Origin of the sequence: Vibrio sp. YIC-376, from assembly GCF_052353105.1 — a bacterium.
In the GTDB taxonomy this organism is placed as follows: domain Bacteria; phylum Pseudomonadota; class Gammaproteobacteria; order Enterobacterales; family Vibrionaceae; genus Vibrio.
This window is the reverse complement of sequence record NZ_JBBWFK010000002.1, coordinates 594,885-606,263: the sequence shown is the minus strand read 5'-3', so window position 1 is coordinate 606,263 and position 11,379 is coordinate 594,885. Positions and strand designations below refer to the sequence as shown.

Genomic DNA, 11,379 nt, shown 5'->3' with positions numbered 1-11,379 from the left:
GCAGTTTGTTTCGTTGGGTTATCGTTCGCGTTGTAACGTACAACGTTAGAGATAAGCAGTGCGTTAGCCAAACCGTGTGGAATGTGGAACTCAGCACCAATCTTGTGAGCCATTGAGTGACATACACCCAGGAATGCGTTCGCAAATGCTACACCAGCGATAGTTGCCGCGTTGTGTACTTTCTCACGAGCGATTGGGTCGTTAGCACCATTCGCGTAGCTTGATGGTAGGTATTCTTTTAGCATCTTAAGTGCTTGTAGAGCCTGACCGTCAGAGTATTCGTTCGCAAGAACAGATACGTAAGCTTCCAGAGCGTGAGTCACTGCATCGTAACCACCGAATGCGGTTAGAGACTTAGGCATGTTCATAACAAGGTTCGCATCAACGATAGCCATGTTAGGAGTTAGCTCGTAATCAGCCAGTGGGTATTTAGCACCAGTCTTGTCGTCTGTAACAACCGCAAATGGCGTAACTTCTGAACCCGTACCTGAAGTCGTAGTGATACATACAAGCTCAGCTTTTTGACCCATTTTAGGGAACTTGTAGATACGTTTACGGATGTCCATAAAGCGCATTGCCAGTTCTTCGAAGTGAGTTTCTGGGTGCTCGTACATTACCCACATGATCTTCGCAGCATCCATTGGTGAACCACCACCTAGAGCCAGGATCACATCTGGTTGGTAGCTCTGCATTTGAGCTGCGCCTTTTTCAACAACAGATAGTGTTGGGTCAGCTTCTACATCAAAGAAAGTCTGAACTTCCATACCTTGAGCTTTAAGTAGGCTTACTACTTCGTCAGCGTAACCGTTGTTGAATAGGAAACGGTCAGTTACCAGGAATGCACGTTTCTTACCTTCTAGGTCGCCCAGAGCGATTGGAAGGCTACCACGACGGAAGTAGATTGACTTAGGTAGTTTATGCCACAACATGTTTTCAGCTCGCTTAGCAACAATTTTCTTGTTGATTAGGTGTTTAGGACCTACGTTCTCAGAGATAGAGTTACCACCCCATGAACCACAACCTAGCGTTAGAGAAGGAGCAACGTTGAAGTTGTAAAGGTCACCGATACCACCGTGAGTAGTCGGAATGTTGATTAGGATACGAGCCGTCTTCATCTTGTCACCGAAGTAACGAATACGATCTGCGTTGACGTCTTGGTTAGTGTAAAGACCAGACGTATGACCGATACCACCGATTTCAACCATGGTTACCGCTTGAGCAACAGCGTCTTCAAAGCTGTCTGCTTTGAACATACCTAGACATGGAGACAGTTTCTCGTGTGCAAATTCGTCTTCGTATGCAACTTTGCCCAGACCTTCACCGATAAGCACTTTAGTGTCAGCTGGAACTTTAACACCCGCCATTTCTGCGATAGCTGCAGCTGGTTGGCCAACGATTTTCGCGTTTAGCGCACCGTCGATAAGGATAGTTTTACGTACTTTGTCAGCGTCAGCTTTGCTTAGTACGTGAGCTTTGTGAGAAGCAAAACGCTCTTTAACTTCGTCGTAAACGTCTTTATGAACGATGACAGCCTGCTCAGAAGCACACACTACGCCGTTATCGAAAGTTTTAGACATCAGTACAGAAGCAACTGCACGTTTGATGTCTGCGGTTTCGTCGATAACAACCGGAACGTTCCCTGCACCTACACCGATTGCTGGTTTACCAGAAGAGTAAGCCGCTTTCACCATGCCTGGACCACCAGTCGCAAGGATAAGAGCAATACCTTCGTGCTTCATAAGCGCGTTAGAAAGTTCTACTGAAGGTTGGTCAATCCAACCGATGATGTCTTTTGGTGCACCCGCTGCTACTGCTGCGTCCAGAACAAGTTTAGCTGCATCGTTTGTAGAGTTTTTAGCACGTGGGTGTGGCGAGAAGATGATACCGTTACGAGTTTTAAGTGAGATAAGAGACTTAAAGATCGCAGTTGAAGTAGGGTTCGTGGTTGGAACGATACCACAGATGATGCCCACAGGCTCTGCGATAGTCATCGTACCCATGCTTTCGTCTTCTTCTAGAACGCCACAAGTTTTCTCGTCTTTGTACTTGTTGTAGATGTACTCAGAAGCAAAGTGGTTCTTAATTACTTTATCTTCAACAATGCCCATGCCAGATTCTTCTACCGCTTGTTGCGCTAGAGGAATACGAGCTTGGTTAGCTGCTAGAGATGCTGCGCGGAAGATTTTGTCTACTTGCTCTTGAGAGTAAGTAGCAAATTCAGCTTGTGCTGCTTTTACGCGAGTGACGAGGGCATCTAGTTCTTTGATATTAGTGACTGGCATAGATTACTCCAAAGTTTAAGGTTTCATTTCTAAAAATTTGTGGGAAGGTCAGAATTTAAATATATTTACCTTCGTTAAATAAGAGATCTTAAATAACTAAAATAAGTAATTTGTTATTTATTTTAGTTATTTCTATATGGTGTTTATCTCGACTATGATCCATAAGATAACGGTGACTCAATATTAATAGCTTCTAAGAAACGAAATTTTTAAACTCACTAACTAGATGGTCCCTTATGGTGTCTGGATTGTTTTTCGTTTAAAATCAGTAAATTAACCATGTCCTGCAATCATTTGTAAACGATACCTCAGTTGTACGCACGCAATGAAGCGGATTTAACTCCCATTGAATGAAGAAATTCTTATTGTGAAACTACAGTTAACACATTAACTCGCAAATTACTTTTCGTATTCTGTTCGAGTTAGTCAGGTGATGCACTATTTATTAGTGCATCACCTCCGGTCATGTTAGTTTCTATTTTTCCACAATTTGATTATTTCATGGTAGTTAGATTTGATTTTATTAATAAACTCTTGGTCATTAATACTCCCAGCGAGCCAAGCTTTAGATGGTTCACCAAATATAGTGCGACCAACCATAAAGCCTTTAATTAAGTCGTGCCCAGTGGTTTGGTTAAAGCCTTTTTTAAGCTCTTCTACGGGAGCATCGAGACCGAGAATCACAACACCGCGGCAATATGGGTCTTGTTCGATGATTAGGCTGTTCATCGTGGTCCATGAATCGCTTTGAAGAGCCGGTAATTTCCACCAATCTGGCTTAATTCCCAGCGAGTAGAAGCGGCTTACAGCTTCAATGTATAAGCGGTCTTCTTTCTCAACACCCTGAGGCAGGATGACTTCGAGTAGTAGCTCATGCCCGGACTTAAGACATGCTTGATAGGCTTCTGCTATTTTGTTCTCTTGCAGAGTACGCATGTTTTCATCGTCTTCCGGGCTATAGAACACCAGGCATTTCACCACGTGCTCTAAAGGCCAGTCGATCAATTGAGAGCCGATATTTCCGTGTTCGAACTCTAATGGGCGCGAGCCAGGCATTTCGATTGGACGACCGATCCACCAATTGTCACCTGTTACGTCGTTAAGCACATCCTGACCGAAGGTACTATCACAAAGGAGTCCTGATTGACCTTTTAAACCGGCTTCTTTACTTACCTGACGACTCGCTTCAAGAATGAGCTTTTTCAGTGTTGGAATTTTTCCAGTATCTGCGCCGACTTCTTTCGCCATATCGACCAACTGACTGCGGTGATCGAAAGCTAAGATACATAATTCGTTCCATGCCCCTTTCTTACGAGTTGTTACTCGGTGTAAGTGGTTAAGTTGAGAGTCCAAATCTGGGCGTTTAACATTGTTAGCGCGAGTTAAATAGTTGTCTAACTCGACTTTGGTTGGCATCGCGGGAGCACAGCCATGACGGGACACAACAAGTGCACCACAGGCGTTGGCATAAGTGCACGCTTTTTCCCATCCTTCACCGTTGAGATAGCCACGTAGAAGGCCGGACATAAACGCGTCACCAGCACCAAGCACGTTCAAAACATCAACACGTACGCCATGCACGGTAATGCCTTCATCCAGTGTTTCTGGGATCGCATCCGTGTAGACTGAACAGCCAAGAGCACCGCGTTTACATACCAGTTCTGCGTCAGAAACTTTACGTACTGCTTTGAGTGCTTCAACAGTATCTGTTGAGCCTCCACAAATGTGGAACTCTTCTTCTGTTCCAACAATCACATCGAATAACCCCAAAACGTCTTGCAGTTCTTCGGTCACTTTATCTGATGCGATAAAACGCGTTTCACCGTCGCCCAAAGAAGTCAGCCCCCACAGTACTGGACGGTAATCAATATCAAGCGCAGTTTTAACCCCGTTACGGCGGGCATATTCAAGGGCTGTTAAAACGGCCTCGCGGGTTTTCGGGTTTGATAAGTGCGTGCCAGTGATCGCCAGACAGCGCGCTGAAGCAATGTACTCTTCAGTAAAATCATCTTTGCTGATTGCCATGTCAGCGCAGTTTTCACGGTAGAAGATCAGTGGAAAGGTATCTTCGTCTTTGATGCCTAAAATCACCAGGCCGGTCAGGCGTTCTTTATCGGTAATAAGGTGGCTGGTGTCGCAACCCACTTTTTCCAGCTCTTCACGTAAGAATCGTCCCATGTGTTCATCGCCAACGCGAGCAAGCATAGAGGATTTCAGCCCCTGGACGGCTGTGCCATAGGCAACGTTACCTGAAGAGCCACCGAGATATTTGGCGAACGTTCCCATATCTTCCAAGCGAGAACCGACTTGTTGGCCGTATAGGTCAACAGCGATTCGTCCCATACAAATCAGATCTAATTTCTTTTCAGTTTTCACTTTGAGCCTCTCACGGTGACGACGTTAACATACGATTAGTTTTATATATTCGAAATGTTTATTTCATTGTTTATTCTAAATGAAATTAAAGTCCTATTGTGTGATGGGTGTGGAATTCATAAATTATAGAATGAAATTTTTATTCCATAATATCTGAACAAGCTGGATTAGAGCTTGGCAAACTTACTTCTTGCCAGCAAAGGAAGGAGGAGGGAGATGAGCTCTCGATTCCTCATTTAATGCAAAAATGGAGTAACTCATCTGAGTTACTCCATTCAATGTGATTTCCTTTACCGCGTTTTTGATGCCTCTCTTAACTGATTGGCACCTACACAGAGAATCGCAATTACTTGCTGATTGTTGCTTTCAAAGCGTCAATAGACGTTTCAACACCAGCCGCGACTGTCATAGTCAGGTCTTCCATCTCAAGTGACACGTCACCGTTGTAGCCCATCATATGACACACAGAGAAAAACTCTTTCCACCACTGAAGATCCTGACCGCAACCTACAGCAACGTAGTTCCATGTACGGTCTGCACTCTCTTCAACTGGACGTGGCTCGAGCAGACCATCAACATCAGCTAAACCACGTTCGATGCGAGCGTCTTTGCCGTGTACGTGGTAAATGCAGCCTTTAAGAGCGCGAGCTGCTGCAATCGGGTCAGCACCAAGAATGATCATATGAGATGGATCAAGGTTGATGCCGATCATTGGGTCAACCGCGTTACGCAGTTTAAGTAGCGTTGATGCACTCCAAACCATAGTGCCAGGGAACTCTTCGATCGCGATTTGTTCTACGCCGCACTTTTTACAGTGTTCAACGTAGTCAGTCCAAAATTTAATCGTTACTTCCCATTGGTATTCGTATGCTGGTGCCATGAAGTCAGGCCAAGAAACTGTAGATGTGATCCAGTTCGGTGTTCTGTCTTCAGGAGATCCAGCAGGTAGGCCTGCCATCGCGACAATTTTCTTAACGCCTAGTTTGCCTGCTAATGTTGCACACTCATACATGCTCTTCGAGTACTGCTCACCAGTTTCAGAAGGCCAAAGTGGGTTACAAGAAGTATTCAAAGCAGAGATGCGCATACCGCGTTTTTCAAGTTCAGCTTGAAATTCCTGAAGCTTGTTTTCGTCGCTTAGTAGCTCAGCAGTGTTTACATGCTTACGAGCTCCCCAGCCGCCTGCTGTCATTTCAACGGCATCAATACCCATTGACTTTACTTTATCTAACATGTCTGTGAATGAAAGATCTGCGTATACATCAGTACAAATTGCTAGTTGCATAGTATTAACCTCGATATTCTAAATTGTTCACTTTTGATTCAAAACTTGGATAAATCTCTTAGCATCATTTTGCAACCGGGTGCAAAAGTTGCTGTTACAGAACGAATTGACCAAAAAAAGCGATTAATCATTCGTTTAAAAACATTTGCATTATTACGTGATTTTATATAGTCACAGAGTCATGATTATATTAAAATCCATTTAAATCCTACAAGAATAAACTGTCAATATAATTGTTGTGCTAATGAAAGAAAATAAAGACAAAGTCACAAAAAATATTACCGCTCGTGATGTTGCAAAACTTGCTGGTGTATCTAAATGGACTGTTTCCCGAGCATTTACTCAAGGTTCTTCAATTTCTGAGTCTAGTTTAAATAAAGTTCTTAAAGCATCTGAAGAACTTGGCTACAAACCTAATTTACTTGCAAGAGGTTTGGCGAAAAATAAAACTAACATGGTTGCCATACTTATTTCAGAGTTAGGTTCCCCTGCTGTATTGAATGTTTTTGATGAACTAACATCAAAATTACAGAATAAAGGATTAATTCCGATTGCTCTCAATATTCATTCCAAAAAAGACTATCAGAACGCCCTCACACTAGCAGGTCAGTTGCAAGTTGATGGAATCATATTTCTTGGTACAGATTTACCTCAAGAAATCGTTGAAAAAAATATTGAGCATATCCCCCTCATTTCTCTATATCGTCATTGCGATACCCCAAACATTCACTCGGTCAGTACTGATGGTATGACAGCGGGACAACAAATAGCTAATCTTTTTATTAATTTAGGTTATAAAAGAATGGCTTACATGTCTGGTCCTGAACAAAAGTCAACGGGGCTACTACGTTTAGACGGTTTTAGCAGTCGACTTCTTGAATGCGGTATCCCACTAGAGCACAAATTTAGTATCAAGCACTATACTAGAGAGTTGGCATTTAATTGCATGTCTGACTATATAAAAACAACCGACATTAACGATAGAGTTGACGCTATTTTTTGTGAAAATGACATCTTAGCTATTGGTGCTTTAGATGCATTACATCATCACAAAATCGATAATTCCATTGCTATTGTTGGATTTGACGATATAGATTTATCTTCATCTCCTAAATATAATCTCACAACATTTAGACAAGATTTAATACCTTTAGTCAGTAAGTCAGTTGAACTACTTAATTCTGATATTAATAGTAACAGAAAAATACTTATGCCTGGCAAACTCATAACACGTCAATCACATTTAATAAATAGGTGATAATAATTTATGAGTAGTACGGGACAAATAATATTGCCCCGTACGTGAAAAACTAGGCTAGCTAATTATTACTATCGTAGTAATAGTTCTTTTTCCAAACGTTCTCTCGCTGCCGGAGCCTGGATGTCCATTTTTTCTGGAAATCCAAAATAAGAGACACAAGCAATTGAGTCACCACCGACTGCGAATTTCTTATTCACAAAGTCCATATCTCTTAACGTTGAGAACATGGTATCGAAATCAACATCACCTTCACCCATAGCTAAGTGCTGGTGGATCGCGACATCACTACGACCTTGGTTATTCAACCAAGGTGGGTTGGCGATATAACGACAATCTAATGTTTGGTTAAAGGTATCAGCGAACAATACATGAGAAAGATCGTCACCTGCGTACTCTAGCATTGAGCGAACGTCGCCTTTGCCTTGATCATAGAAGAAACCGTGAGGTGCAGAGTACACGTATTTCAGGTTATCCGAACGGTAAGACTTAACCAGGTCACACGTTTCATTATTCAGTTCACAGAAATCCCATGGATGCGACTGAACTTCGACACGAATGCCTTCTTTTTCAAACAGTGGCAGCAACTCGTCCATAGAGCGGAACCACATTCCGTTACAGATTTCTTGTTGGTTTGGATCGCCAGAGAGCTCTGTGTTGATTACTTCTACGCCCATATTCACGGCGATTTCTACGATTTTTTTCCAGTTCGCTACCGCGTGTTTGCGTTGTTCTTCAGTAGGGCCTGACCAACGGTAAACAACGATAAAAGAAGAGAGTTCAACACCAGCTTGGCGTAGGGCAGTTTTATACTCTCTTTCACACTCACGAGAAAACAGCGGGTGCTTGTAGAACGGGTTGATACGTGGATGAGGCGATTGCTCAATATACTTGTAACCCCAGTCTGCAACTTTGTGCACCATATCCGGGATGCTCATTTGCTTTGCTAGAACATCAACGTCGAATGCGATTTTCATAAAACCTCCAAATAAAGTATATATCAATCAACCTATTATTGATTTCACGTGTAATTCTTAATTAGTCTGGCAATTTGTTGCTCATCGATAGGTTCCTAACATGAGCGACAAATTGCCAGTGGGTTTCGGACCTATTAAGCCGTTACGTCGACTTTTTTAGTCTGTCCGTTGTTCCAGTTAGTCATAACATGATCTTCCATTCTCTCTAGTGCTACACCATTGGTTTCTGGTAGGTAGCGATTCACGAAGAAATAAGAAACAATCATGAAGAAAGCGAATACCCACATAGGGAATGCTCCACGGAACATCTCATTCAATAGCGGGCTGTCATTCATTACTGGGAAGATAAGTCCAATCAGGAAGTTAGTTACCCAAAGGCCACCGATAGCAAACGACATACCTAAGCCACGGTAGCGGTTCGGGAAGATTTCAGATACCACAATCCATGCACCAAGGCTCCATGAGAAGGCAAAACAAATCATGAATACCATCATGCCGAAGAGTGTCCAGTAACCCATTTGGATAGCAGCTTCACCTTCAAGGCCAGCAGATTGGTAAATAAAGTAAGACGTCAACAGAAGGCCGAACGTTGCACCCAATGAACCGATTTTTAGCAGTGGTTTACGTCCAACTTTGTCCATAAGCAGAGAGCCGATTAAAGTACCTACTAACTGGATAACACCAACCCAAATGGTTAAGAAGAGTGCAACCTGGCTGTTACCTGTTACCTTCTCAAGTACAACTGGTGCGAAGTACATCATTACGTTAACACCACTTGCCTGTTGGAAAATAACAATCATGGTTGCGATGAAAACGAAAATCCAAAAGCGGCGTTGTTTGTGAACGTGAAGTTTTTCAACTTTCGCTTTGTTTTCTGCTTCTTCGTGGATGGAGTTGTGAATCGCATTGATAACGGTTGGAGCATATGAAGGGTTGAAGATTTTACCTGTGACACGTAATGCCTCTTCATCACGACCTACCAGTACTAACCAACGAGGTGACTCAGGAATGAAGAATGAAGCAAGGACGAATAATGCACATGGGATAGCTTCAGAGCCAATCATTACACGCCAGCCCACATCGACCAGCCACTCGTGAGTCATACCTTGAGCGATTAAGAAGTTAACAACAAAGATAACCACTTGGCCGAATACGATGGCAAAGTTCTGAGAGCTTAGCGCACGACCGCGGATTTTCTTCGGTGATACTTCTGACATGTACATCGGTGATACAGAAGATGCGATACCAACGGCTAATCCACCAATCATGCGATAAACGATGAACCAGAAAAACGAGTTAACAAGGGCTGCGCCAATCGCTGAAATAGTGAATAGAACTGCGGATAAAATGAGGGCTCTTTTACGGCCGTATTTATCAGCGATCTTACCTGACATGAACGCGCCAATAATACAACCAATGGCAACGTTTGATACGGCCCAACCAACGCCGATAGAACTTAGTTCGAAGTAGGTGGCAATAGGGGAAATTGCACCCGAGATTACCGCTGTGTCATAACCCAGTAACAGGCCACCTAACGCTGCAACAGCACAGATGACGAGGATATAACGTAAATTATAACTTGTATCTACAGTTTGATTATTAGTGGACATGAATCCTCCTAAATTAATTTTATTTTCTGTGTAGGGCAACAGAACTTCTTTGTTGCAACCGGGTGCAAACCCTTGCACCCGTATACACTGTAGGTATTACTCGATATAAATTGCTTAGATTTTGAATTTTTAACCTAATGATTTTTAAACATTAATTAGTTGTAGAATTCAGGTTTTTCTGGAAGTTCGATTTTCTCAATGCCGCCAGAGTATTTTGCTTTCACACAAGCATCGATCGTTACTGATACGCAGTAGCCGTCCCATGACGTTGGGCCTGTTAATTGGCCTGCACGCGCGCCATCAATCCACTCTTGGAATTCAACGTCGAAGGCGTCAAAGAAGCGGTCTTTCCAATCCACAAAAATTTCTTGTTCAAGTTTTGCGTTAGTACGAATCACAGTTGTTGCTGGGTCTGGAAGCGCTGCAACGCCTTTTTCACCTGTAATTTGACATTGAATATCGTAGCCATATTGACAGAATACGAAGCTTTGAACGGAGATATGAACACCAGACTTAGTACTTAGAATCATGATGTGCGGATCTTGTAACTCTGGCTCAGAAGAGATTTGAGTTTTACGAGGAAGAATCACCTGTGCTGTTGCATAGTCTTCATCTAATAGCCAGCGTAGAACGTCTGCTTCATGAACGAATGAGTCAGTGATTGCCATGTCACCTTTAAACCCTGGTGCTTCTGGCGCGTGGTGCCAAGCATTGAGTGTTAATGGTTCACCAATGATTTTCTGATCAAGTACGGCTTTTAGCTGACGGTATGATTTGTCGTAGCGACGCATGAAGCCAACCTGAACAAGGCGCTTACCGCAAGCCATTTCAGCTTCAATAATACGACGGCAGCCTTCTTCTGTTACTGCTAGTGGTTTTTCACACATCACGTATTTACCAGCTTCGATTGCTGCAAGTACGAATTCTTCATGTGTTGGACCCCAAGATGCGACGACAATTGCATCAACCAAATCGGAATTGATTAGGTCAACACCATTATCAAAGACTTCAGCCTGGATATTTTCTTCAGCCATCCAAGTGCGTACTTGGTCGTTATTCACGTCAAACACCGCGGTCACATGAGCACCAGTGAGATAGTTCACACGTTTGATGTGCTCTTTACCAATAGCACCAACACCAATTACGCCTACTTTTAGATCAGTAATGTTTAATGACATGATATTCATCCTTAATTATGTTTTTGTGCGGACAGTGATTTTTTTGTTTCACCATTCAAACTTTGACTATTGAATGAGTAAGTAATTTACTCATTTACCGATAATCTGGAGGCTAATATAGCATTCGCGTTGGTAAGCAAATGTGAAGTAGAACCTAAAATGGAATATTTGTTTTGTTTTTAGTTTTGTTTGAACATTGCATTTCATTTTGTTCTTGACCCGATATTTAAACCTGGTGCTACGAATCACGGTGTCTGGCGCACCTAAACAGAGTAATGGGGGATGGGTATTCTCTTCAATAAACCGCTTGCTCAAAATGTGATCCAAGGCTGAAAGGAGAGTAAGAAAATTCTGATAGTGTGGACTCACTAATAGTCAGTTAGTTGCGTAATAGGGCTTGTAATATCGGACCT

At 42.7% G+C, this 11,379-nt stretch carries 7 protein-coding genes; 1 reads left to right on the top strand and 6 read right to left on the bottom strand.

The window, feature by feature from the left end; all coding sequences use genetic code 11:
• From adhE to WJM94_RS07010, 3 genes are all read right to left on the bottom strand, one after another.
• Positions 1-2,282 (bottom strand): bifunctional acetaldehyde-CoA/alcohol dehydrogenase (gene adhE / locus WJM94_RS07020; protein ID WP_444493524.1); only part of this gene is annotated, 2,282 nt, incomplete at its 3' end.
• A 468-nt stretch (positions 2,283-2,750) separates the two neighbouring features.
• Positions 2,751-4,658: a bifunctional 5-dehydro-2-deoxygluconokinase/5-dehydro-2-deoxyphosphogluconate aldolase gene (locus WJM94_RS07015; RefSeq protein WP_444493523.1), complete on the bottom strand. Its 1,908-nt coding sequence runs from the start codon at positions 4,656-4,658 to the stop codon at positions 2,751-2,753.
• A gap of 346 nt (positions 4,659-5,004) precedes the next feature.
• A complete protein-coding gene (locus tag WJM94_RS07010) occupies positions 5,005-5,943 on the bottom strand; it encodes a sugar phosphate isomerase/epimerase family protein (protein ID WP_444493522.1) in 939 nt (312 codons plus the stop codon).
• A gap of 244 nt (positions 5,944-6,187) precedes the next feature.
• Here WJM94_RS07010 and WJM94_RS07005 point away from each other — a divergent pair, with 244 nt between their 5' ends.
• A complete protein-coding gene (locus WJM94_RS07005; protein WP_444493521.1) occupies positions 6,188-7,201 on the top strand; it encodes a LacI family DNA-binding transcriptional regulator in 1,014 nt (337 codons plus the stop codon).
• 71 nt (positions 7,202-7,272) lie between these two features.
• On the opposite strand, the gene WJM94_RS07000 is transcribed toward WJM94_RS07005, so the two are convergent.
• The 3 genes from WJM94_RS07000 to WJM94_RS06990 all read right to left on the bottom strand — a co-directional run bounded on the left by WJM94_RS07000 (position 7,273) and on the right by WJM94_RS06990 (position 10,966).
• Positions 7,273-8,178 carry a sugar phosphate isomerase/epimerase family protein gene (locus tag WJM94_RS07000; RefSeq protein WP_444493520.1) on the bottom strand — a complete coding sequence of 302 codons (906 nt, stop codon included), beginning with the start codon at positions 8,176-8,178 and terminating at the stop codon, positions 7,273-7,275.
• A 134-nt stretch (positions 8,179-8,312) separates the two neighbouring features.
• Positions 8,313-9,788, bottom strand: a complete 1,476-nt coding sequence (locus WJM94_RS06995) for a sugar porter family MFS transporter (RefSeq protein ID WP_444493519.1) — start codon at positions 9,786-9,788, stop codon at positions 8,313-8,315.
• Between the two features lie 155 nt (positions 9,789-9,943).
• Positions 9,944-10,966 (bottom strand): Gfo/Idh/MocA family protein, encoded by a 1,023-nt coding sequence (locus tag WJM94_RS06990; RefSeq protein WP_444493518.1) that lies wholly within the window; start codon positions 10,964-10,966, stop codon positions 9,944-9,946.
• Positions 10,967-11,379 lie beyond the last annotated feature (413 nt).

Bases quoted from the DNA above. Each gene is read 5' to 3' on its own strand.
- WJM94_RS06990 (WP_444493518.1), bottom strand. From the start codon at position 10,966: ATGTCATTAAACATTACTGATCTAAAAGTAGGCGTAATTGGTGTTGGT.
- WJM94_RS07000 (WP_444493520.1), bottom strand. From the start codon at position 8,178: ATGAAAATCGCATTCGACGTTGATGTTCTAGCAAAGCAAATGAGCATC.
- WJM94_RS06995 (WP_444493519.1), bottom strand. From the start codon at position 9,788: ATGTCCACTAATAATCAAACTGTAGATACAAGTTATAATTTACGTTAT.
- WJM94_RS07010 (WP_444493522.1), bottom strand. From the start codon at position 5,943: ATGCAACTAGCAATTTGTACTGATGTATACGCAGATCTTTCATTCACA.
- WJM94_RS07005 (WP_444493521.1), top strand. From the start codon at position 6,188: ATGAAAGAAAATAAAGACAAAGTCACAAAAAATATTACCGCTCGTGAT.